The 25,033-nt window shown below is 39.8% G+C and carries 18 protein-coding genes; 8 read left to right on the plus strand and 10 right to left on the minus strand.

Annotated features, from left to right (window positions below; translation table 11 throughout):
* Nucleotides 1–158 precede the first annotated feature (158 nt).
* The gene (locus H5182_RS01775) at nucleotides 159–962 is read right to left on the minus strand and encodes a hypothetical protein (RefSeq protein ID WP_145234534.1); all 804 of its coding nucleotides are present in this window, start codon (nucleotides 960–962) and stop codon (nucleotides 159–161) included.
* Between the two features lie 1,134 nt (nucleotides 963–2,096).
* Between H5182_RS01775 and H5182_RS01780 the strand changes: the two genes are divergently transcribed.
* Nucleotides 2,097–2,789: a response regulator transcription factor gene (locus tag H5182_RS01780; protein WP_145234532.1), complete on the plus strand. Its 693-nt coding sequence runs from the start codon at nucleotides 2,097–2,099 to the stop codon at nucleotides 2,787–2,789.
* A gap of 584 nt (nucleotides 2,790–3,373) precedes the next feature.
* Here the strand turns inward: H5182_RS01780 and H5182_RS01790 are convergent.
* Genes H5182_RS01790 through H5182_RS01805 form a run of 4 tightly spaced genes read right to left on the minus strand, consistent with a single transcriptional unit; the run spans nucleotide 3,374 to nucleotide 6,527 of the window.
* On the minus strand, nucleotides 3,374–4,147 hold the full coding sequence (locus tag H5182_RS01790; protein WP_145234530.1) for a CsgG/HfaB family protein: 774 nt from the start codon (nucleotides 4,145–4,147) through the stop codon (nucleotides 3,374–3,376).
* Nucleotides 4,148–4,588 (minus strand): curli assembly protein CsgF, encoded by a 441-nt coding sequence (locus H5182_RS01795; RefSeq protein ID WP_145234528.1) that lies wholly within the window; start codon nucleotides 4,586–4,588, stop codon nucleotides 4,148–4,150.
* Nucleotides 4,578–4,979 carry a curli production assembly/transport protein CsgE gene (locus H5182_RS01800; protein ID WP_182759404.1) on the minus strand — a complete coding sequence of 134 codons (402 nt, stop codon included), beginning with the start codon at nucleotides 4,977–4,979 and terminating at the stop codon, nucleotides 4,578–4,580. The genes H5182_RS01795 and H5182_RS01800 overlap by 11 nt, the downstream gene beginning before the upstream one ends.
* Before the next feature lie 33 nt (nucleotides 4,980–5,012).
* Nucleotides 5,013–6,527 carry a curlin gene (locus tag H5182_RS01805; RefSeq protein WP_182759405.1) on the minus strand — a complete coding sequence of 505 codons (1,515 nt, stop codon included), beginning with the start codon at nucleotides 6,525–6,527 and terminating at the stop codon, nucleotides 5,013–5,015.
* Nucleotides 6,528–7,118: 591 nt separating this feature from the next.
* Here H5182_RS01805 and H5182_RS01810 point away from each other — a divergent pair.
* Complete coding sequence (locus H5182_RS01810) at nucleotides 7,119–9,620, plus strand: S8 family serine peptidase (RefSeq protein WP_182757475.1); 2,502 nt, start codon at nucleotides 7,119–7,121, stop codon at nucleotides 9,618–9,620.
* A gap of 244 nt (nucleotides 9,621–9,864) precedes the next feature.
* A complete protein-coding gene (locus H5182_RS01815; protein WP_145234518.1) occupies nucleotides 9,865–11,328 on the plus strand; it encodes a carbon starvation protein A in 1,464 nt (487 codons plus the stop codon).
* 131 nt (nucleotides 11,329–11,459) lie between these two features.
* Here the strand turns inward: H5182_RS01815 and H5182_RS01820 are convergent, their stop codons facing one another.
* A complete protein-coding gene (locus H5182_RS01820) occupies nucleotides 11,460–11,978 on the minus strand; it encodes a TetR/AcrR family transcriptional regulator (protein WP_182730804.1) in 519 nt (172 codons plus the stop codon).
* A gap of 179 nt (nucleotides 11,979–12,157) precedes the next feature.
* On the opposite strand from H5182_RS01820, the gene H5182_RS01825 reads away from it, so the two are divergent.
* From H5182_RS01825 to H5182_RS01835, 3 genes are all read left to right on the plus strand, one after another.
* Entirely contained in the window at nucleotides 12,158–12,778 is a 621-nt protein-coding gene (locus tag H5182_RS01825) for a glutathione S-transferase (RefSeq protein ID WP_145234514.1), read from the plus strand.
* 27 nt (nucleotides 12,779–12,805) lie between these two features.
* Nucleotides 12,806–13,498: a cupin domain-containing protein gene (locus H5182_RS01830; protein ID WP_145234512.1), complete on the plus strand. Its 693-nt coding sequence runs from the start codon at nucleotides 12,806–12,808 to the stop codon at nucleotides 13,496–13,498.
* A 121-nt stretch (nucleotides 13,499–13,619) separates the two neighbouring features.
* The gene (locus tag H5182_RS01835) at nucleotides 13,620–14,021 is read left to right on the plus strand and encodes an STAS/SEC14 domain-containing protein (RefSeq protein ID WP_182730802.1); all 402 of its coding nucleotides are present in this window, start codon (nucleotides 13,620–13,622) and stop codon (nucleotides 14,019–14,021) included.
* 198 nt (nucleotides 14,022–14,219) lie between these two features.
* Here the strand turns inward: H5182_RS01835 and H5182_RS01840 are convergent, their stop codons facing one another.
* From H5182_RS01840 to H5182_RS01850, 3 genes are all read right to left on the minus strand, one after another.
* Nucleotides 14,220–15,164 carry a carbohydrate kinase gene (locus H5182_RS01840; protein ID WP_182730801.1) on the minus strand — a complete coding sequence of 315 codons (945 nt, stop codon included), beginning with the start codon at nucleotides 15,162–15,164 and terminating at the stop codon, nucleotides 14,220–14,222.
* Between the two features lie 129 nt (nucleotides 15,165–15,293).
* Nucleotides 15,294–17,687 (minus strand): TonB-dependent receptor domain-containing protein, encoded by a 2,394-nt coding sequence (locus H5182_RS01845; protein ID WP_182759406.1) that lies wholly within the window; start codon nucleotides 17,685–17,687, stop codon nucleotides 15,294–15,296.
* A gap of 167 nt (nucleotides 17,688–17,854) precedes the next feature.
* Nucleotides 17,855–19,084 carry a sugar MFS transporter gene (locus H5182_RS01850; protein WP_149981806.1) on the minus strand — a complete coding sequence of 410 codons (1,230 nt, stop codon included), beginning with the start codon at nucleotides 19,082–19,084 and terminating at the stop codon, nucleotides 17,855–17,857.
* A 176-nt stretch (nucleotides 19,085–19,260) separates the two neighbouring features.
* Here H5182_RS01850 and gtfA point away from each other — a divergent pair, with 176 nt between their 5' ends.
* Nucleotides 19,261–20,733: a sucrose phosphorylase gene (gtfA, locus tag H5182_RS01855; protein WP_145234502.1), complete on the plus strand. Its 1,473-nt coding sequence runs from the start codon at nucleotides 19,261–19,263 to the stop codon at nucleotides 20,731–20,733.
* A gap of 25 nt (nucleotides 20,734–20,758) precedes the next feature.
* Here gtfA and H5182_RS01860 read toward each other — a convergent pair whose 3' ends face one another.
* Complete coding sequence (locus tag H5182_RS01860) at nucleotides 20,759–21,790, minus strand: LacI family DNA-binding transcriptional regulator (protein WP_145234500.1); 1,032 nt, start codon at nucleotides 21,788–21,790, stop codon at nucleotides 20,759–20,761.
* A gap of 423 nt (nucleotides 21,791–22,213) precedes the next feature.
* Between H5182_RS01860 and H5182_RS01865 the strand changes: the two genes are divergently transcribed.
* Entirely contained in the window at nucleotides 22,214–24,988 is a 2,775-nt protein-coding gene (locus H5182_RS01865; protein ID WP_182759407.1) for a collagenase, read from the plus strand.
* The last annotated feature ends 45 nt before the right edge of the window (nucleotides 24,989–25,033 follow it).

Consider the following 25,033-nt stretch of genomic DNA (forward strand, 5'->3'; position numbering starts at 1 on the left):
CTAAGAGTGATTGTTATCAGCCAATTAAGCAAAGATATTTAGCGATGTTGCTGCTCTCTTTTTAGCGTGAAATAAAAGCTTTTCATGAGTATATACATGGTTACGGCCAGCTATATTCATACTTTTAAATAGTATAAAAGCATGATATAGCTAAGGTTTTAAAAATTACAGGGGATATTGTCAATAATCGCTTGTGATGCTACCTGGCCAAATAATGCTTGTGTTATTGCATCTCCTGGTAAGGTATCGCTAAACGTTAATAAATCGGCTGACTTCCCTGTTATGGTTTCATACAACACCAATGAGGAAAGCAACTTACCTAACATTGTTGCATGATTCCCGTCAGCCTGATGAATGGTTAACTCAGGCGATATTTCGAAGGCTTGATTCCATGCTAACCCTACAGGGGCCACACAACTATGTTGCTCTTTAGCAATATCTACATGAATACCGTGTACGTAAATTGCATCTTGTGGCTTTCCTGCCAGTGGATGTTCAGGAAAAAGAATTGGCGTGGCACCTATCGCTTTTGCTCGTTGTATCCAAGTTACAGTGGCATCGATAGGATAAAATTCCGACTGGCTTTGAGAGTATTTTTGCCCTTGTAAAATAACATGGGTCCATTGTTTATTTTGTATTGTTTCAATAATGCTTTCGTTATTAACGATCGTGTCGAGAAATGCTCCATTGCGAGTGTCAATATTTACCGTTTTATTGGCGTCACCATGAGAAAATATTTCTGTTAGTAAAGATTCAATACCGGCTACATGGCTATTACCAATAATTAGAATATTATAATTACTTAATTCTCTGTTATTGGGGATTGGTAAATTATCCGTTGATTTTATTGGCTCACTAGTGCCATTTCCAGCAGGGATGGCTGCTTCTGATGTGGAAGTCGACCCCCCACACGCACACAGCATAAGTATTGCAGAATAAATAATTAGGTTTTTTCTCATCATTCCCTCGATAGTTAATAGTTATTTTTTTAGTGTGAAATTTGGCTTGATGTATCCTATTTTTTTGCCACTTTATTTAAATTTATTATAAAACTCGTCAGTTATGGTTGTCATTTTGCAATTCAATGTGGTGTTTTTTCGCTTCATTATAAACAATGCATAAATTTGTACTCATCAAATCAACAGCAAAGATAAAATTATATCGCTGTTAAAATCATTTGATACGGTGTTCCAATTACCTGCAGTGCCTTTAGAAATAGTTTAAAACAATGCGTTAAAGTCTAAATCTTTTTGTTGAACATTTTCATCATTAGCAACACCGTAAAAACGATGGTGCACTGCATATAGTCACATTCCATTTACATTACCACCAAGTTTGAAGCAAATAAAGTAAATATCTACTCCTTGGCTACCGACATTTAATAAACAGATACTGAAACGTCTTGTTGTAGGGCCGTTGGCATGTGGCTCTTACTTTCGCGTTAAACTACTCACAAGAGCGAAATTAACAGAATTAGTAACGTAGCATTTTTACATTCGTATCAACGAAGCTTCCAGCTAAGCAAAGGATCACCGAGGCCAGAATCATTGCGTGAAGATTTAAAGTATGCCTAATTACATCCTGAGCACCAACGAGCTAGTTACTATAGAAATATTAGAACCGCGTGTGATTATGGTTGAGATTTTAGTCGTCGCTGGCTTTGTAATAATAAGCTTATGAGTGACTTTTTAAAACTAGGAAGATTACTTCCCTCAATGAGACTTCCCTGCAATGGGATAGCCACAAATGCTCACTGGTGCTAGAAAGTACTTTTAATACTGACCACTATCTACTCTAAAAAAGTACAGTTTTTATTGGGCTTTAAATAGGCTAGAGCTGGCGAGTACAAAGTGCAGCAAGGCTTTGGTTTATAACCTCACGATTTTATTATTTAATCAAACTATAAGTTAATAATAAAGTATTGATTTAAATCATTTTTATAACTAAAATGGATTAGTTGAAAGGTGCTTGATAGTCAAGCATCTAGACGTCTAAATTTTTTATTCTCTTTATAAATCAATAGATTTGAGTGAAATAGGTTGAACATTGGAGTTGTTTTAGGTATTGTAAACAAAATGTTTCAAGGACGAGATGCAATGATTCAACCAACCTCAGTATTTATCAAAACCGTTTTTAAAATGCCTGTCCGTTCGCAGTGTTATCCATACTTAATTAAAACGTTAGATGCATTTTTTAGTAAAGTAAAAATGGACGACAGTCTACCCCATAATGACAACCGCAATGAGTTTGATCTTTTCTTAATTGATAGCAGCGGCTGCAATTGGCAAAACTTAATACCAGCAGACTTATTAGCCTTAGCCAAAGTGAAACCTGTGATTGTGTTTAATGCGCATTCTGACGCTATTTGTGAAAAAAACTTGTTACTTAATAATTTTAAGGGAGTCTTTTATAACAATGACCTTCCTGAGGACGTATTTACCGGATTAATGCGGATCATTAATGATGAGCTCTGGTTCAGTCGCAAGATTATTTCTTCTACATTTAATGAAGTGCTCGCGATGGTAAGTCATTATGATCATCAACCTAGCAGTGATGCTGGTAGTGAACATCAAGTGTTAAAAAGCCTGACTAAACGAGAAAAATCAGTGGTTTATTTACTTGCGCAAGGTGCGAATAACCATAGTATCGCAGAGCGGTTAAATATCAGTGATCACACCGTAAAAACACACCTTTATAGCGCATTTAAAAAAACAAATTCACGAAATCGTATTGAGCTATCTAATTGGGCACAGCGATATATGGCGGTACGATTACCGTTGCATGACTAACAGATCAACCATAATATGCACCCAATTATAACCAGTAGGATGGAGCATCAGTAACTGCATATTTTGTGATATTGTTTCAGGTAAAGCACCTTGTGACCCTGTTTGGGAGGATGAAAGCATTTAGTATTTCTGACTATCTATCCAAATACAAAAGGAGCAACTGTGGTTATTCCTAAGCAGCACCTTAGTCGTTATGCTTTTGCGCAATCTGATGAAGTACTTGCAAAGCTGATTGTAGCCACTAAAAAGTTGCTCTTATTTTAGACTCTGCGCTAGAGGGAGGGGAGAACAGGTATGTTTTTGAAATTTATATTCTCACTATTGTGAAAGAGCCGACGACAGTGAGCTCGCTGCTTTTGCCAAACAGATCAGAGAGTACGCATAACCTTTGTTTATATAATACTCAATCGGTAATTGCAGCCCTAATACTCTTCATACATTACGTTGGTTTTTGATTGGTGCTATATCGGTGCTGGTACACAGATATAACACCTGTTATTGCTATTTTTGTATCTCATGGTTAGCTATAGAATAAGCTAACCAGAAATCAGAATCGTTATGCCAGCGTTGATAGACGTTAATTATCAACTACGCTTTGTTGCCCATATGCCTTTATCAATGCCTTTGATGACTAGATCACTGAGGGCTTTTTCAATTGCTTGGGTTACGCAAATACTCATCGGTTCGTTATCACTAAAACCCGCTTCGGCTTCGGCTAAACGTTTATAACTAACATAACGGAAAAACCCTGCGCGCATTTCTTGGCTGAGCACTTTTTTGCTGGTGGCTACGGACAATAATACTTGCCCAGTACGAACGTCTACGGCACGTAAGTAAATAGAGATAGCATCTTCGCGGTAGAGTTCTGACGCGCCGATGCCAAAATATTCCATGCCAAAACCACCGGTTTTTACATTGGTGTCGTAGCTAATTATACCGCCTTCTAAAATGATTTTAGCGGTGGTCAGTGGTGGTAATTCAACAGCATTTGGCTGTTCGGCTTGGGCGGCACGAATAATTTTTCTTTCAGTCAGAATATTTTGCAAACCTTCACGTTCAACCGGAATAAACCAATCAGATTCGTGTAGCGCTTGTATTAAGATGGAATTAGCCCCTTGAGTGACGGCGGTTGAAAATGAACTAACATTGCCTTGCGGTTTATATTGGCCCGTTTGATCACGAAAAGAATATACCGATACGGCGATACTGCCAGCAGGTGTTGGTAACTGTTGAAGTGCTTTAAAGGTTTCAGTGGGGGTTAAACTTGCGGCCAACTGTTGCGAAGGTGGGATCAAATTGCCCATGCTACTGCATGCGGATAATGCCAGGGTAAGTACTGCAATAAATAGCGCTTTCATTTAGCTAAACCTCGGTACTTCAATGACCACGACACTGTTGTCAGTGGTGTTGGTTATTCGCACTGTAATTGAATCTACGGTACTGGTGATCACTTGAATTTCGTAATCACCACTTAAAAAAATTGAATCTTGGTTAAAAATACTTTCATCTATATCTTCACCAAAGGCAATATCAGTGATCTCTCTTACCATGCGGTTTAAGTAGGTACGTTCTAGAGAATCTTGAAATTTCTCAGCGTAGCTTTGTTCAATTATTGGTGCTTTATGTTTATTTTGCGCTTGCGCTTTATTTAATAGCATACTGGCATTGAGTGGACTACCTCCGAAACTTGGATTAATGGGGGTATACACAAGCTCTGTTGCAGATACCGATAAGGGGAGTAATATCATTATAGTTGTTGTTATATATTTTCTTGAGTCGGGGGCCATTTTACCATCCATTTTTTGCCATATCGGGCGAAGCTTTATGTAAATTAGAGCGCGCCATCGCATCCATAACACTGTATAAAGCGTGTTCTACACGCTCATCAATAGGCTCCAAGCGACGCCCTAAATAGGTTACATATACAATTTGATTATTCATTACTAAGGTCAGTTTTGTGCCAGCCCGAGGAAGTACGGTCTCTTTTATTTCTATATTAAAACCAGCGGTTGAGGGTAGGTCGCGCCAAAGGTTTGAAAATTCAAAATAAAACTGGTGACCAAAGCGACTAATGCTGCGATCGAGCACTAGGCCATCTATTTCTAATTCGTCAGCGCCTTGAGATAAGTGGCTAAAGGTAGTTAAAAAAAGCAGGCTTAGCGCGGTAATAAGCGTTCTAACTAATATCATGTTTAATATGGGGGGACGTGCCCCCCAATATCCTTATTCTTGGGTCACAGTTGCTGTGTTGTAATCGCCCACTTGGGTGATCACGACTGAAGTGTTAGAAGCGGTAATAGCACCTTCAACTAAGTTGCCATTGCCTACTTGTGTGACTGTGAAGTTGATGTTGTCACCACCAACGATAAATGCACCCGTATCGATACCTGCTACCATATTCATATCGCCTTGCTGCGAAATATCAATAGAATGGTTGCTGCCTTCCATAACTAAATCAATCGCATTCAGATCGCCACTTTGGCTAAAATCAACGCTATTGTTATTACTATTTAGCACACTTGCAAAGGTTAATGTTGCTTCATTTGTGCTGCCTAATTGACTGATATTAATGTCATTATCGTTTGAATTAAGCGATGTGTCAGGGTACGAAGATTGAATTAAAGCGGTATTCATGTCACCGGCTTGAGCTAAATCAACGTCGTTGCCTTGACCATTAAAATTAGCGATGTGAGCGCTGTTTTCGTTACCAATTTGAACGCTTGAGAATTCATTGTCAGCGCCAATTGTGCCCAAGTAGGTCTCGTTCATTGAGCCATTTTGCATAACAGTGAGTTCATTGTTATCACCTAATACATCAGCCCCAACTTGATTATTATCTTGTTGTTGATCAACCGAAACTTGATTGTCATTACCGGCAAATAACTCAGATGTGAAGGTATTGGTATTACCTTCTTGATCGATTGATAGGGTGTTTTCGTTTCCTTCAACACTTGCAAAAGTCGCAGTATTTGAATCACCCGCTTGTTCGATGTCTAAGCTGTTTTCATCGCCGCGAACAGAAGTAACCGTAACGCCGTTGAAATTACCTTCTTGTGCTATTACTACTTCATTCGTATTACCAACGAGTTCAGTAAGTGTAAAAGCGTTAAACAAGCCGTTTTGAGTAACTTCAATGGTGTTTTCGTCACCACTAATAGTTGCCAGCGTTGCTTCATTTAAAAGGCCTGCTTGAGATGCGCTAATTTTGTTGCTATTACCTTGCAAATCCAAATTATAAAACCAATGGCCGCCATCTTGCTGAGTAACTGCAATGTCGTTAGCATCACCTTGAACTACGTTAATCGCTTCGTTATTAATACCAAAAAAGCCCGTGCCAAACTGCGCAACATTGACTGAGTTATCATCGCCTGTTATGTCTGATAGAGCGCCATTAACTTCACCATCTTGGCTGTGACTTAGGGTGTTGTTATCGCCTATTACGTACGTTAAAGACAAGTTTTGAATTTGTTTTTGATCAACATTAATGCTGTTGTTATCGCCTAAACTTGTTATGTTTGCTTCAAGGCCATCACCTTGTTGCGTGACCATTACATCGTTACCCATACCTTGCAATGATGTTTGTTCAATAGTGAGGACATTGCCTACCGCAGTAGTTGACACTTGACTTGCTAATACAGAGGTTGATTGGTTTTTATCGTCGATATTTGCGTGTGCAACAAAGCTTGAACTTAATGCAACTGCGATTGCACATGTCAATAAAGATTTATTTAACTTCATGATTTTTCCTTAACTTATAATTATTAGAGCAGTCATTAATGGGTTGTGGATACCTTAATGTTCTGCATAGTTTGTTCGGCATGCCTTGCCGATTTAAGTTTTGTGATATCAAGAGCAAAAAGCTCACTCATACAAAAGTGAGTGAAGAATTATATTGATATGCAGTGTTGTGTTTTATGCAATTAATGCTTTTTTACTTACGCACTGCTACCAATTGACGGTTAACTTTATTGTGTAAACGTAATATTCGAAATCATCTCTTTTTATGATTTTTAATCTACTTTCTTTTCAATTGCTTACTTGTTTTCCACCGTAATCAGCTTGGAATGTTGAATAATCTGGTAATAAAAGATGAGGCGAGTAAGGCATCTACTGAGCGCTAATTACTCATAAAAACGATTGTGTTGTTAATAAATTGACCGTTAAAAACAGTGTTAAAGACTGGTTTTTTAGTAATTTATTGAATTTTTCTTGTCTGGTTTAGGTTTTCTCTGTCATTTATGGTGCTTGCCAGTGATATTTCAAAAGTAGTGAAGTTAGCGAAACTTAGTAACAAAGCTAAGTTAATATTTCTAACTATGGATACAAAATATGAAAACTAAATTATCTATTTTAAGCTTGGCTATTTTGCCATGTTTAGCTGCAGCACAAGTAACAACCATTGCTGCAGAGCCTTCAGCACGAGCTTCTCAAGACTCATTGCTTGTTATGTATAAAAAAGGCACTTCTGTGGCAATGCGAAGTCAAGCCCGCAGTTTAGTAAAAGCTAAAGTAAGTGATTTAAATAAAGATGGTGTTGATGATAACTATTCGTCGATTTTATCTGGTCGTCTAGCTAAGTTTGAAGTAACTGGCATGAGCACCAAGCAAGCAATTAAATTACTGCAAACACATGCAGCGGTTGAATATGTTGAGCCAGATTATCGCGTGAGCATTGCTACTGCTCCTAATGACCCTGATTTTTCAAAGTTGTGGGGATTACACAATGAAGGCCAATCTGGTGGAACGGCCGATGCGGATATAGATGCACTCGAAGCATGGTCAATTACAACAGGTGGTAAAGATGTCGTTGTGGGCGTTATCGATACTGGTGTAGATCACAGTCATAGTGATTTAACGGCAAATATGTGGATAAATCCGAATGAAATCGCAGGCGATGGCATCGATAATGATGGTAATGGCTACATTGATGACGTGCATGGTATTAATGCCATTACAAATGTTGGCGACCCAATGGATGACCAAGGTCACGGTACGCATGTCTCAGGGACAATCGGCGCTGCAGGTAATAACAATAATGGTGTTGTGGGTGTTAATCATGAAGCGGCGATTGTTGGTTGTAAGTTCTTAGATGCATCAGGCAGTGGCTCTACATCCGACGCTATTAAGTGTATTGACTATATGGTGAGTCTGAAAAATGCGGGTGTAAATGTTCGCGTACTAAATAATAGTTGGGGCGGTGGTGGCTTTAGCCAAGCGCTTGCTGATGCGATAACCGCCAGCGAACAAGCTGACATTTTATTTGTTGCCGCTGCAGGTAATGACGCCGTTGATAATGATCAAAATCCACATTATCCATCCAATTATGAGCATGAAAGCGTGTTGTCAGTGGCCAGCACTGATCGTAACGATAATATGTCAGACTTTTCACAGTGGGGTTTAACCAGTGTTGATTTAGGCGCACCAGGGAGCGCTATTTTATCAACCGTACCGGGTAATGGTTATGCCACTTACTCTGGTACATCAATGGCCACACCGCATGTTGCGGGTGTCGCTGCTTTGGTACTATCACTCAATCCTGACTTATCAACAAGTGAGCTTAAACAGCTGCTTATGGATAGTGGCGATGATAATGCACAACTGGCAGGGAAGACCGTATCGGGCAAACGCTTAAACGCTAATCAAGCTCTTGAGCAGGCAGACCCTACACCAAGCTTTAAACTATCTGTTACACCAACAGCTCAGCAGATCACTGCCGGTGAAACGGCAACATATACATTTGAAATTGGCTCAATTGCCCAGTGGCAAGGGGTTGTAGACCTTGAATTAATTGGCGATTTAGCTGGTGCTAGTTTATCAGCAAACACTGCAACGCCTGGTGATGTGGTGATACTTAGTGTGCCAACTCAAGAGTCAACACAATGGGGGCGCTATGACTTTAGCGTAAATGCATCTTCTGGCGAGTTGGCTAAGCAGAAGTCAGTAAGCTTATTAGTTGATCCTGTTGGCTTAAATGATTTTACCTATACGAATGATACCGCAGTAGCAATCCCCGATAACAATGTTGACGGTGTTGATTCTGTGATCACCGTAAATGATCCACTGACTGTTTTTGCAACTCAAGCGAGTATTGATATTTCACATACTTACATTGGTGATTTAATCGTTACGTTAACCTCGCCTAGAGGAACAAGTTCTACATTGCATAGTCAGTCAGGCGGTAGCGCAGAGGATATAGTACAAAGCTACTCTTTAGCTGATTTTAATGGCGAAGTGGCAACGGGTGATTGGGTATTACATGTTGAAGATACCTATGCGGCAGATACTGGCACACTGAATAATTGGTCACTTACATTTAGTGCAATTGGTGAGGTAACCCCGCAGCCACCACAAGCTGATTTTGACTATGATGCACAAGCTTTAACAGTCTCGTTTACGGATTCAAGCAGCGATGCAAATAACGATATTACACAATGGAGCTGGGACTTTGGTGATGGTGCAACTTCAACAGATGCAAATCCAGTTCACGCTTATGCGCAATCAGGTAACTACCAAGTAACATTAACTGTAACCGATAGTGAAGGTAATACGGATTCGTCAGTACAGACCGTGGTTGTGAGTGATGTTGCAATTGCGTTGAGTTTAACCCGCGCGAATAAAACCCGCTTAAACACTATGCGTGTTGATCTTAGCTGGGAGCAAGTGGGTGCTCAATCACTTAATGTATATCGCAATGGTGAGTTTGTAGGAACAACGACTGATAACGGCCGTCACCGTGACTTCTTACGTAATGCAACTTTGCCAGCCTATGATTACCAAGTTTGTGTTACAGCAGATGTATGTTCAAATATCGTAACAGTGACATTTGAATAAGTGCACTTAACATTTAAATAATTCCCCGTGAAGTTCCAAGCCTTGCTGTTCCCCTGCAAGGCTTTTTTATTGCCTACTATATTGTTCCTGATAGTTAAACTCTGCACTTCAAACATCTAATAATATTATCAGATAGTCGTATTGTGGATTTTAACAGGCTCTGCTAACGTTCAACGATTACCCATAGTTTGAAATTCGGGGCGACTGACAACGCGCTCTATATTACAAAAAGAGAAACGTGCTTATGATCATCTTTTTTATCTGCCTGACTATTTTAATATTAGGTTACAAGTTCTACAGTCCCTTTGTAGAAAAACAAGCTGGTATGGACGCCACCATTGATACACCACAAAAACGTTTTAGCGAAGGTGTTGACTATGTTGCAATTCATCCTGTTCGTGCGTTTTTAATTCAGTTTTTAAATATTGCAGGGGTAGGCCCAATATTTGGCCCTATTCTCGGTGCTCTATATGGACCAATTGCTTTGGTCTGGATCGTACTCGGTAATGTATTAGGTGGAGCTGTACACGACTTTTACTCAGGTGTTATGAGTATCAAAGAGGATGGTAAAAGCCTACCAGAAATTGCAGGTAAATATTACAACGTTGTATTTAAAGGCTTTATGTTAATATTTACGGCGATGTTACTGTTTTTTGTCGGCGTGGTATTCATAATGAGCCCCGCTGGATTATTAAGCAACTTAGACGTATTTAAAGATACTATATTTGCCAATAATACCTTTTGGGTTTTGGCTATTTTGGCTTATTACTTTTTAGCTACTTTACTGCCAATTGATAAAATCATTACTAAATTTTACCCTGTTTTTGGTTTATTAATGATTGTGATGACGGTTGCAATTGCTGTATCACTGTTAATTAATGCGCCGCATTTACCGGTAGCTGGTGATTTTTTAGCGTATTTTGAAGCTGATCATGCCCATGACTTTTTAACTCCAAATCCAGATGGATTACCTACGTGGCCGTTATTGTTTATTACCATAACCTGTGGTGCTATTAGTGGTTTTCATTCTACGCAAGCACCAATTATTGCACGTTGCCTAACTAACGAAAAATACGTTCGTCCAGTTTATTATGGCGCAATGATGTGTGAAGGTATTGTTGGTTGTGTATGGGCATTAGCGGGTATTGCTGCTTTCCCAGAAGGCTATGCAGGTTTGAAAGCAATGCTTGATTTAGGCGGCCCAGGTTTGGTGGTTAACCATATAGCAAACAGTTATTTAGGTGTGTTTGGTGGTATTATGGCGATTATTGCAGTAGCAGTATTCCCAATTACCTCAGGCGATACGGCGTTTCGTTCACTTCGTTTAACAGTGGTTGATGCGTTTAGTATTCCGCAAAGTTTGCGTAATCGTTTATTGCTAGCAATCCCTATTTTAACGATTGCCTACTTTATGACTAAGCTTGATTTCTCTGTGATTTGGCGCTACTTCGCATTCTCAAATATGCTGCTTTCTACGAGTGTGTTATGGCTTGCGACTAAGTACTTATTTGACCGTGGAACATTTCACTGGATTGCCAGTGTACCTGCAGTCATCGCTACAGCAGTGACCTTGTCATACATAATGACTGCGGCAATAGGGTTAAACTTATCAAGTGATTTAGGTAAACCGATTGGTGCAGCAGTGGCGGTAATAGGCTTTATAGTACTAGCGATAGTGCATTCAAAGCATAAAGTGCGTGCAGTTTAATAAATCGTAATCTTAATAATGTAAAAGCGAGCCTTGTGAAGGCTCGCTTTTTTATGTTTAATCGAGTTGTAATTTAGTTAATAGCTTTATCAACTTTTTGATCACTAACCGTTCAGGCAAACTATTAGCCGTTAAAAAGTAGCTTGCTCAAAGTAGCGAATATCATCAAGGGTGTTGCTGATCATCATTGCGCCCTCTAATAAACTCACTGTTTTAATCGCAGCACGTTCAGGATTAAGCTCTCCATTTATTTTATGTGCTTGAGTTAACCAGGCTAAATTTTTAATGAAAAAGCGTTTTACTTCATCGCGCACTTTATCAGGAAGGCTGTCACTTTGTGCGCCAAGTAAGCCACATAAACACATTTTTTTATCCATCACTAACGCATTTCTAAATAATTGCGTGTAAATATCGATTGGATTTTTACCGTTTGCTTTATGTGCCTCCGGTTCGCCAAGCACAGCGATAAAGGCATCAGTGTATTGATGCGCGAGTTCAGCACCTAAATCAGCTTTGGTCGGAAAATGATAATGCACACTCGCACTTTTAATACCAATTTCATTCGCCAACTCTCTAAAGCTAAAATTGCTATAGCCACCAAGTCTAACCTTATTTTCTGCTGCTTTTAACAGGGCTGCTTTTTTTGTCATTTTAAAACTTCCTTCATATCGCTGCAAAAAATTATCAACCAGTAGGTAGTTATTTTCAAGCTCTTTTATTTTTAGTTTGCAAAGATCGAGATCTTAATATAAATTACCTATCAGTAGGTAGGTAATTTAATCTTGCCAATATTAGTTCAAACTGTGGTTAAAAATATAAAGAGATAATTATGAAAATTTATGACGTAGAAAACTTTCCTAATCCATTACGTGTACGTATTGCACTTGCTGAAAAAAATGCGACTGACAAAGTAGAATTTGTTGCTGTTGATTTATTAAATGGTGAGCATCGTACTGAAGCCTTTTTAGCTAAAAACCCCTTAGCAGGCGTGCCTGTTTTAGAGCTAGATGACGGGACATATATAGCAGAATGCACCGCGATTACTGAATACATTGATAGTTCTTTTGCTGGCCCTTCATTAACCGGTGTTGAGGCAAAAGAACGCGCGGTGATTAATATGATGCAAAAGCGTGCGGAGTCAATGGTCCTTGATGCTGTAGCCAGTTACTTTCATCATGCAACGGATGGCTTAGGCCCAGCACTTGAAACCTATCAAAATGTTGCTTGGGGAGAAAAGCAAGGTGAAAAAGCGCGCCAAGGCTTTGTTTATTTTAATACAGTGTTAGCCAATTCTGCTTATGTTGCCGGTGAGAATTTTAGTGTTGCAGATATTACTTTGTACGCCGGTCTGGTGTTTGCAGGCTTTGCGAAAATTGCTATTCCTAGTGAGCTATCACATTTAATTGCATGGCAACAAAAGGTCTCTCAACGTCCAAGCATTGCCGCTTAGTTATCAATTTATAATGTGGAGCTACTTATGAAAATTGCAGCTGATTTTAGCGAACGTGTTGTTGTGCATAGCGAATCGTTAGAATGGATAGCCTCACCGATGGCGGGTGTTGATAGGCGTCCACTTGATAGAGTGGGCGATGAGGTTGCACGCGCAACCAGCATTGTACGTTATGCGCCAAACAGCCATTTTTCTGCCCATACACATACCGGCGGTGAAGAATTTATTGTGCTTGAAGGTGTTTTTCAAGATGAACATGGTGATTTCCCCAAGGGTTCTTATATTCGTAATCCGCCTGAGTCAAAACATACACCAAGCTCTGAAAACGGGTGCGTTATATTTGTAAAATTATGGCAGTTTCAGCCAGAGGACAGAGAGCATGTTCGCTTGCAAACTAATACCATGCACGGTGTTCCTCACCCTGAGTTTAGTGATGTAAATGTAGCTCCTCTTTATAAAGACGCCTTTGAAGAGGTGAGTATTTTAGCATTTGCACCTAACAGTGAAATATCGTTAAACGCCTTGGGTGGGGGCGAGCTTTTAGTTCTTGAAGGCTCGCTTGAAGAGCAGGGCGATACATTAGTAAAACACAGCTGGTTAAGAGTGCCGCCTAACAGCGAAATTAAAGCAATAGCAGGCAGTGAAGGAGCCAGAGTTTGGCTTAAAATCGGTCATTTAACAGATGTTGAAAACCAAATAGCACGGCTTAAAAATGCATAATTAAGCATTTAATTAAAATAGGCACAATAAAAGTATATGTGCCTGTTTTTTGATCTACTTCACTATTGGTTACTAAGCTATCACCTATACTCAATGCTCATTTTATTGCGGAGTTCGGGTTATGGTAAATTTAACACACGGCTTATCTATTGGTATTGAGCGCTCTGGTTGCGAGTTTTTTTTAACCTTAAAAGCCATAGGCACACTCACTCACAAAGATTATGAAGTGATTACGCCGATGATAGACTCTGCGCTTGGCGAAGTTAAACATCCTATTGTTAATGTACTCATAGATGGAACTGAGCTTGATGGCTGGGAACTTAGAGCCGCATGGGATGATTTAAAACTTGGCTTAAAACACAACAAAGAGTTTAAAAAAATAGCCATATACGGCAACAAAGACTGGCAATCAACCATCGCTAAATTAGGCAGTTGGTTTGTATCAGGTGAAATTCAATATTTTGAGAACGCCACTGCGGCTTTAGAATGGTTAAAAAGTAATGATGAAGAAGTAGATGCTTAAATAAAGGCCATAATCGGCCTTTATTTTTAAAGTATTTATACCAATTCGCTTAATTAAGTGATCTATTTTGAGGCTGGAAAAACGTGTTGATAGCTAGGCAAAAAATTTGCTATTTAGTTGTTCTAAATGAGAATTTTTTAACGCAGATAGCGACACGTTTAACCCCGTAAAATTATTAAGTATTATTGCGGATTGGTATTATACCTCTTGAAGTGTAGGTAATGCTGGAAAAGCCCCCTTGGCTAAGCAGGCTTTAGAGCCACAGCGAAGGCCGAAATTTAAAGCGCGTTTTACTATTTGCTGATTGTTGAGTTTATCCGTGAGCAATATATTTTCATCATTATGATTTAAATAATACAAAACCCCGGCAATAAACGCATCGCCCGCACTGGTGGTATCAACCGCCGTAATAATTGGTGCAGCTTCAGTAAATGTAAATACGTTATGGTAAACCGTTGCCGGTGCAGGGCCATCGGTTAAAAATACCAATTTAACACCTGTATCTAAAATAGATTGTAAATAATCATCAGGTGCTTGCTGTGTTTGCTCAGCTAAAAAGTTCAGCTCATCACGCGATAGCTTAACAATATCGCAATAGGCGTAACACGCGTGTACATTTTGCTCAATGTCATTGCTATTTTGCCACAAGCTATAGCGTAAATTCACATCAAAGCTGACTAGCTTATGGTTCTTTTTAGCCAGCTTTAAAGCATTGATCGTGGTGCGCGCAATGGCTAAATTAGTTAACGTGTTGGAACAAAAGTGTAGGGTACTCAATTCATCCCATTTGATATGGTTTAAATGCTCACTCGTTAACAGTAAATCGGCGGTATTGTGGCGATAAAAATTAAAGCTGCGTTCACCGGTTTCATCCAAACTGACAATAACCACGGCCGTTTGAGAGTCTTTAATTGTAAATAAGTACTCTGTACTTACCTTATATTGCGCAAGCGATTTACTTAATTGTTTAGCAAAATAGTCATCGCCCATACCGCCACAAAAAGCCGCTTTGCCGCCCAGTTTGGCATAACCTACCGCTACATTGGCAGGAGCGCCGCCAGCAATGGGCAAATAAGCACTGTTTTGAGAATCTTGCGGCAGCATATCAATAAGCAGCTCGCCAAGGCTAAGTAATTTGGTCATATTGTAAATCCTAAAAAACCTAGCAAGGGCTAGGTCAAAAGTAGTGGGAGAGTCTTTCAAGGTAAATAGATGTTAGGAGATCAAGCGCTGAAAATACATTATTCAGCGCTTAAAAATACTAAAGTTCGGTTAATTAAATAGGTATTTAAGTGTTAGTGACGTTGTACGGCCGTTAATAGTGCGGGCACGAATAATATTATTATCTGGGATAGAACCTTCTTCGGCTTCAGTAATACCGACTGTATCAAATAGGTTATTTACATTAAGCGCGATGCTAAGGTTTTCAGATAAATCGTAGCTTACAAAGCCATTTACTTGGGTGTAACCATCAAATTTAAGGTCGTTGTTGTCTTGAGCGTATGCATCGGTAGTACCAATAAAGCTTACACCAGCTGCACCTTTCTCGTAGCTATAACGCGCCATTAGTGAGTAAATTAAATCTGCTTGGCGTCGAGGCGTATTACCTTCTACTTCCGGTGTTAGTGCATCTTTAACGATTTCAGCATCGGTCCAGGTTAAGTTACCGCGAAAATCCCACGCATCGATGAAGTAAGTTGATTCAATCTCAATCCCTTTGGCTTCGTATTCACGGTCGAAAAAGGTTTGTGATGTAGCTTCAAAATTTTGCTCTTCAGTTTCTGCATAAAAAGCAGTTGCAAATACAGAGAAGGAATCAAAACGTTTTTTAACCCCAAACTCATATTGATTAACTTCATCTACAGCATCTTCTTTCGCAACAGAGCCATCTGCACGTACTTTACCAAATAAAAGTCGGTCAGCATTCGCTCGTCCGCCTTTACTGATACGAGCAAATGTTGCCAGACTTGGGTCAATTTGATAGTTAGCACCAATTGAATAAGATGTGTAGTTCCAGTCGTAGTTAACTGGGCTGGCATTAGTAATATCAATGCCTGCAACATTTTGTTCAGGAACGGATATTTCACCATCACGATTCATATCAACTGTAGAGGTTACTGCACCTGCGTAATTACCGCGAGCTTCGCCACTATCGTAACGGGCACTTGCATCAATACTTACATCGCCAAGTTTTGTAGAAAATGCAACGTACGGGGCGCGAGTGTCGTATTCTGTGTCGTAATCACGCTGACAACAGTTACCCCAAAAAGGTGTTCCGTATGCGTATAAACCATTTTCAGAAAACTCAGTACCATCGGCAGCTGTGACATTTAATAAGGCTGCGTTATCGCCCTTAAGCTCCATTAGATAAGAGTTCCATAACCACGACATGGCAATGTTTTGCGTTGATGCGTAGTAACCAAACGTAATGCTGGTGTCGTCATCGAGCGATTTAGTCAATTTAAAGTCGTTCACAATAGAGTCAAAGTCGTTCATTGTGACGTCAAACGTATGAATACGCATTGCTAAATTGTCTTTAAATGCAGCCCCAGTATTTGCATTGCTGAGTGTTGCACCTGCGCCGCCAATACTTTCTGCAATAGCGGTAGCGCTGCCTACTTCAGCAGGAATAAGTGAATTAAAGTTACCGCTTACAGATGATTTACGAAAACGGTTTTCGATACGCCAATCATTATCTAAGTCAAATACTGCTTCAAAGCCAATTGAGTCAACGTTAGGGTTCATACCGTCGCGAATATCGCCACTGCTAATTTGGTTTTCGCCGTTTAGACGCACTGTTTTTGTAAATAATGCCGAGTGTGGTGTATCCGATTGTGCGTCAAACCCAGGGATAGAATCGCCATTTGCATACATTGGCATCGGTAAGTAACCTACGCTTTTATCATCTAAATGCTTGTAATAAATTCGAACATAGCCGTTTTCAAAATCTTTGGTTAGGTTGGCTTTAATTTGCCCGCCTTTATTTGATGTGTAACCTGTTTCGCGTGGACCTTCACCTTGGCGAACAAAGCCACCGACATGAAAACGTACACTATCGCTTAGGTAAGTACCGTATTCAAAGTCTGTACGAACGCTATCGTAATCGAGGCCCAGAGTAGTTGATACGCTGCCTGATTCGTTTTCACCATTTTTAGAAATAAAGTTAATAATGCCACCAGGTGCATTACTTGCAGCCGTCGATGCTGAGCCGCCACGAATTGATTCGATTGTTTGTACGGTATTATCTAAGCGCATAAAAATATCAGCGTTACCAAAAGCGATATCACCGTATTGCAGTACAGGTAAACCGTCTTCTTGTAATTGTAAAAATTTCGCACCGCCAGATGCCACAGGTAAACCACGCACAGCAATGTTTGCGTTACCTTCACCACCGGTCGATTCTGCGCGAATACCCGGAATGATTCTAAACGCCTCAGCGGTTGAGCGAGGTGTAGACACTTCAACTTGTTCAAGCGACAAGCTACTGACTGATACGCTTGATGCCATAATCGTTGTACGACGTGGTACACCAGTTACAACGATTGTTTCAAGACCTTTGTTAGCTTGTACTTGAGAATTTTGATCTTGTTGTTGCGCATGTACGCCTTGGCTTACGGCAAGTGCTAATGCACTGATTAAATATAAAGGTGTGTTGTGTGTTGTCATGGTTACGCCTCGTTGTGTTGAACCCAATTGGATTTGTATTTTTACTTAATCGATTAAGTAAAAATAACAAATATTTTACAAGAAGCAAATTATTTTGTGCTTAATTTGCTCTTTTTTTATTCATTCATTGATTTATAAAGTATTTTTTATTGTCTTAGAATATAGGTTTACTCAGTTACAGGGTTATCTTGCTGTAAAGCCGTTGCTGATGGATCTTTAAAATAATTAAACAGCATAGCTAAAAATAAAATGACAGCAAAGCCCGTAGCTAAATAAAAACCGTAACGCACATGGCCAAAGTAATCGCTGATCATACCCATGAACAAGGGTGCTAAAGCCGCCGAAAGTGCGGTAAAAAATAATATCACGCCCGCCACAGCACCGTGCTGTTGCACTGCAAAGCAGGATATACCTTTAGAGTTTAAAGTCGGATAAACCATCGACATAAATAACCCCGAAAGCGGCAATAAACCCACAGCCCAATCAACGCCACCGAATAATGTACCGACATAACACAGCGCAATGCCTAAGCTTAAATAGGCCATAACACCTTGCCAGCTATAGCGGTTTAGTAACCATACGGCAATAAATCGCCCTGCGGCACGCAGTACAAAAAATATTGTCAATGCATAGGTTGCAAGTAGTGGCCAAGAGCCAGTGTAATCTTTTAACAGCGTAGGCATCCATACATAAATAGCAACCTCCGTGGCCACATAAAGGGCAATTGCCAGAGAAAAACCTAGCGCATACGGATTTTTGATCATTTTCATGGTGGTGGCAAGCGAAGTGGGCTTTGCTGTGGTTTTTACAACGGCTGGGTAGTCTGCACGCCACGCTAGTAAAGCGAGAATTAAACACATTACACCTGCAATAATGTACAGGTAAGTCCAGCTTACATTTTGCACCAGTAAGACGCCTACTAGAGCTGGCCCTACAATGGCGCCTATGCCAAAAAAGCCTTCTACCTTATTCATCGTTTTAGTGTGATCTTCGTTACTATGTGAAATATCACCAAGTAACGCAAGCGCACCCGTTTTAAATAAACCAATGGCTAAGCCTATGCAGCAAAGTAGCAATAAAAAGAAGGTAAAGCTGGTGCTAAACGCAAACAAGAAACAGCTCGCCGAAAATATTAAAAGGCCTAGCATGATGGTTGTTTTACGCCCTAAACTGTCTGCTAAAAAACCTAAAAACAATCCACTAAAAGCAATTAGCGCCATAGGTGCATAATGGAACGCGCTTGCTTGGGTCATGCTTAAACCAAACTCTTTAATAAGTTCAGGTATGATCATGCCCACCGCATCAGAAGTCATGGCAAACATAAAAAACATCATATATGTAAGCCAGCGTATTTGTTGCAACGGATCGCTGCTTACGTGTGTGTGTGATTTTGTCATGTACTTTTTCCTCGTTAAATGCTCAGTTAACACTTAGTAAGTCAGTTAGTTACTTATTGTAGTATTACGTGAGCCACGATTTTTGTATGTAAAATTATTAAAAATTACTTGTAAATTCTTACTTGCTAGTTAAAGATATATCTTAATCGATTAAGTTTCAACATGGTAATCACACAATGATGAAGAATAAAGTTCAATTGATCACATATGCTGATCGAATCACTGGCCAAGATATCAACGCATTGACCGCACTTTTAAATGGTCCATTACACGGCGTGTTCGGAGGTGTCCACCTATTGCCATTCTACAATCCAATTGATGGTAGTGATGCAGGCTTTGACCCTATTGATCATAGTGCCGTGGATGAACGGATCGGTACTTGGCAAGACATTCAAGTGTTAGGAGCAGACTATGATCTGATGGCCGATTTGATTGTGAACCACGTATCGGCGCAATCCTTTCAGTTTCAGGATGTACTAGCAAAAGGTAAAGCATCACCGTTTTGGGATTTATTTTTAACTAAAGAAGATGTCTTTCCAAATGGTATGAGTGACGCCGAGCAAAAAGCGATTTATCGCCCGCGTCCTGGCAGTTGTTTTACTCCAATGCCATGTGGCGATGGTCAAACGTATGATTTTTGGACCACGTTTACCGATAATCAAATCGACATTAATGTTAAAGTTGCTGCGGGCGTTGCGTATTTAAATAATGTATTAACAAAGTTCTCTGCTAATAACGTTAATATTATTCGTTTAGATGCGGCGGGTTACGCGATTAAGCAAGCTGGCACAAACTGCTTTATGCTAGATGAAACGTTTGATTATTTAGATAAGTTATCGGCGCAAGCTAATGCATTGGGTATGGAAACAATTGCTGAAATTCACAGCCATTATCAAACTCAAGTTGACGTCGCAAAGCGGGTCAATATGGTTTATGACTTCGCATTACCACCATTGATTTTGCACAGCTTATTTACCAATAATAGTGATGCACTTGTAAAGTGGTTAAATATTTCACCACGTAATTGCTTAACAGTACTCGATACCCACGATGGCATTGGTATTATTGATGCGGGTCCAATGGGTGATAAGCCAGGATTATTAAATGCAGCGCAAATTGATAATCTAGTTGAAACTATTCATGCAAATAGCAATAACCAAAGCCGCCAAGCAACTGGGGCTGCTGCCAGTAATGTCGACTTGTACCAAGTAAATTGCACTTATTACAATGCGTTAGGTGCAAATGATTTTGACTATTTAGTTGCGCGCGCGATTCAATTTTTTGCACCCGGCGTACCACAAGTTTACTACGGTGGCTTATTCGCAGCTGAAAATGATATGGCGTTACTAGCAAAATCAAATGTAGGTCGTGATATTAATCGTCCATATTTAGATGCTGATATCATTGCGCAGTCTCTTGCAAAGCCTGTTGTACAGGGATTACTAAAATTAATTGAGATACGTAATACTCACAGTGCCTTTGCAGGTGAGTTTAGTGTTGAAGGTGATGACAATAGTTGTGCTTTAAAGTGGCTATTAAACGACAGTGAAATTGTCCTAAAAGTTAATTTTGCACGTCGCGAAGCGTTAATAATTGAACGCACTGGGAATGAGCAAATACTCACCTCACTAAATGATTTGTTAAACTAAGTTAAACCTTACAATCAGTCACTTATCAGCCACTATGACCTAACTGTAATTGGTAGTTGATAAGTGCTTTTTGCTCTTCTTTGCTAATAAATAAATTAGCTGCTAACGATCCTTTTTCTTCACTATTTTGATGAATTGTTGTTAATGTTGGCATAGAGCGCTGCGCTTCATCAATGCCATCAAATCCAACAATTCGCAATTCTTGGGGTATTTTTATACCTATTTTAACTGCTTCGCGAATTGCCGCGAGGGCAATAAGATCACTCATACAAAGTAATACATTGGGTCTAGGTATGCAGTTGAGCGCCTCTTTTGCTGCGATGCTCGCATAACGTTCGCTACTTTCTGGAATATTCCAAGTTCTATCGTCACCTAAGGTAATGTTAACTTCGCTTAATGCTTTTTGATAACCTCGTAATCTTTGATGTGCAATTGATTGACCGGCTTCGCATTCATGGTGCTCATATACACGACACAATACATTTTCATCTAATAACCGCAGTCCCAATATAGCGACCTGATCAGCACTGCTTTTTAATACGTGTTTAGCCACTTCATAACTAGCTTGTTCGTTATCTATGTTTACTGAGGCATTACGATCAATATCAAAATCAACGGTAACCACATGTTTGGGTACAATTTTTAATTGATCTACAAGTGATTGATTGCGCGGACGACCATAACAAATAAAGCCATCAACAAAATCTAATACGCTGTTAAGGTTTTGACTATTTCCCGAAAATAATAATAAGTTAATATTGTTTTTTTCAAGGATAGAAGCCACACCACGCATAAAACTACTGGCCACAGGATCCGACACCATATACTCAATACTGTCAGGTAATACCAGCGCAACAATATTAAATTTACCACGGCGTAATGATTGCGCTGCTTTATTGGGTCCAAAATAGCCAAGCTCTTTACACGCCAATAAAATAGACTCGCGACGACTTTTTGATAGTTGATCTGGACGATTAAATGCATTTGAAACGGTGGCGTTAGAAACGCCTAATTCTTTGGCGATGCTTTTTAATGTCCAATGTTTTTTTTGGGTCATACGACTTCTCATGATAGTGAACGCGATTCACTAATAAATTACCATATTTCACGCTAAATCAAAGTGTTAATTATATTGTAGCGTGTATAGCAAGTTACGTAATTAGGTATTAGGAACAAGAATGAACTAGAAAGTGGTTGTTATTAATAATAAAGTACTGGCTTTTTTATATCTGCTAGCTTACTAACTCACACGTTACTGTTTGGGTGATTTTTCACAAAGTCGCCTTATCATTTATATCTTTACATATGTACCCTTTTTGATGATAAAGTACTGTTGTTTTCTATTTTGCTACAACTAATGAATTAAAAATTTTTTAGTTTTAGGCAAAGTATATTGTATGTAATGGCGATTATATGTTGCAAATTGCGTCCTCGATAACCCGTTCTGGATTGAAATAATAAAATTTATCAAAGGTAAATTATGAAAATGAATAGATTGATTTTGGCGTTACCGTTATTAGGAGCAAGCTCTATGGCGCTTGCTAATACGACCCATCAGCGCGTATTCAAGCCACAAGCTGCGATTGTTGAACGTGTGCATCATCATGGCGTTGAACACGGCCATAATGAAAAAGCACCAATAGCACAGCTGCAATCACAACCCCAAAAATTTAGTATGTTAATGATGCGTAGCCAAGCTGCAACAGTCAGCTGCGATTTAAATGCACTGGCTAATGCTAGTTCAACGAGCATTATTACTGAGCTTAAAAATCAAGGTAGTGGCTGTGTTAATGAACTATTTAGTGCATCAGCATCAACTCAGAGCCTAGTATTTAGTTCTGATAATATGTATGCGGTTGCTAATCATGCAAAGTCACTCTCACAGACTTATGCTGGCGGTGGTGACATTGAACTCGAGGCATTGTTCCTATATTTACGAGCTGGTTTTTATGCGGAATTTTACAACGACAACGTGAGCTTTAGCTCTTGGGTTACGCCTGCCGTAATTGATGCGATAGATGCTTTTGTAAACAACAGCCATTTTTATGACGATAATGACGGCCATGGTAAAACGCTTTCTGAAGTGATCATTACGATGGACAGCGCTGAACAGCAACATCGTTACTTGTATGTGGTGAAACAGTGGCTAACGCGTTTTAACGAAAGCTATGCTGCAAAATGGAATATACGCAGTGCGGTGAATGGTATTTTTACTTTGCTTTATCGCGGCCAGTGGAATGATGCATTTGTTACAGCTGTAGCTAGCGATACTGATTTAGTTACTAAGCTGAATGCATTTACCCAAAAGCAGTGGATGATTGACTCTGACGCACAATATTTAATTGTTAATGCAGCCAGTGAGCTTGCGCGCCTTAAGCAGTATTCCGACACTGCTATTCAAGCTACTATTGATACTGGCTTAAAAGCGGTTTTTAGTACTTATAACAGCTTTGGCTATGGTGATGCAGTATGGCTTGCGGCGGCAGATTCTGTCAGTTATTACGCTGATTGTAATGACTATGGTATTTGTGGATTTGTTGATGAACTTACTCAGCAAGCGCTTTCGCAAAATTATAGCTGTAGTAGCACTATTAAAATTCGCTCACAAAATATGACTGCAGCACAACATACAGCTGCATGTGCTGCAATGGGCGCAGAAGAAGGTTTATTTCACACTAAACTTGCCACCAATAACACCCCAGTTGCCGATGATAACAATAGTTTTTTACAAGTAAATATATTTGATAGCAGCGATGATTATAGTAAATACGCAGGTGCGATTTTTGGCATTAACACCAATAATGGCGGCATGTATTTAGAAGGTGACCCCGCAGTTGTGGGTAATCAAGCAAATTTTATTGCCTATGAGGCGAGCTACGCCAATGCTGAGCATTACGTGTGGAATCTAGAGCACGAATATGTGCATTACTTAGATGGTCGTTTTGACTTATATGGAAACTTTAATTCACCAACTGAAGATATCGTGTGGTGGTCAGAAGGCGTTGCAGAATATGTTGCTAATCTTGATAACAATGACGCCGCTAAAAATACCATCAGTGATGGTTCGCGTTATACCTTAGCGCAAGTATTTGCCACTAACTATGACGGTTTTGATCAAGACCGTATTTATCGCTGGGGTTACTTAGCTGTGCGCTTTATGTTCGAACGCCATTACAGTGAAATTAATGCCATGCTTGCAGATACACGCATTGGTAATTGGAGTGCTTATAAAGCGAAAACTGTGCAGTGGGCAAATAATTATGAAAACGAGTTTGTACAATGGTGTGATGACTTAGTTGCAGGTACAACCACTAATACGCCACCAATCGCATACATCAATGGACCTTATGCCGGTGTGCAAAACAATGAGATCAATTTTACGAGCAATGGCAGTATTGACAGTGACGGCTCAATTGTTAGTTATCAGTGGAGCTTTGGTGATGGCAGTAGTTCTAATCAAGCAAACCCGGTGCATACTTATACAACATCAGGACAATATAGCGTATCGTTAACGGTTGTTGATAACCAAGGCGCCAGCCAAACCGCATCAACATTGGCTAGTATTGAAGAGGATAGCAGCGTTGGTAACGGCGAGTTGATAAACGCTCAACCAATGACTATTGCTGGCGAGCAAGATGAGCTGTTGTATTTTAGCTTTGATGTACCGCAAGGTGCCAGCGACTTAGTGTTTAGCTTAAGTGGTGGCACGGGCGATGCTGATTTATATGTGAGTTATGCTGCTACACCAACAATGGATAGTTATGATTGTCGTCCTTATGTCGGTGGTAATAGTGAACAATGTGTAATAAATCCTGCGCAAGCAGGTGTTTATCAAGTAATGGTTCGTGGCTATAACATGTTTGATAATGTGCAATTAACCGCTTCATACACAGGAGCAAGCAGTAATGTACCTGATGCATGTGCTACCCAAGGTAGTCGTAGCAATGGCCGTTTAAATGACGGTGAAGTGATTTGTTTGGGTAACAGCGATCCTATGTGGTTTAGTATTGCTGACGTTCAAAGTCAAAGTGGTGTGGCGATAACCACCGCTAATGGCAGTGGCGACATCAGCCTAAGTTATTCAAACAGCAGCTGGCCAAATGGCAGTAATGAACAGGCTCAGTCCAGTAATAGCGGCAATAGCGAATGTATTTATATTAGTGATCAAAGCCAATATTGGGGTTATTTAAAGGTGTCGGGCAATAGTACTGGTGCAAGTCTAGTGGTTGATTTTAATAGCCAAGGGTGTCGTTAAAATTATCATATTAAAAAAGTAAAGCACCTACAGCAAAGCCCATCT

The sequence above is a fragment of the Pseudoalteromonas sp. SG44-17 genome (assembly GCF_014164235.1).
GTDB lineage: Bacteria > Pseudomonadota > Gammaproteobacteria > Enterobacterales > Alteromonadaceae > Pseudoalteromonas > Pseudoalteromonas rhizosphaerae.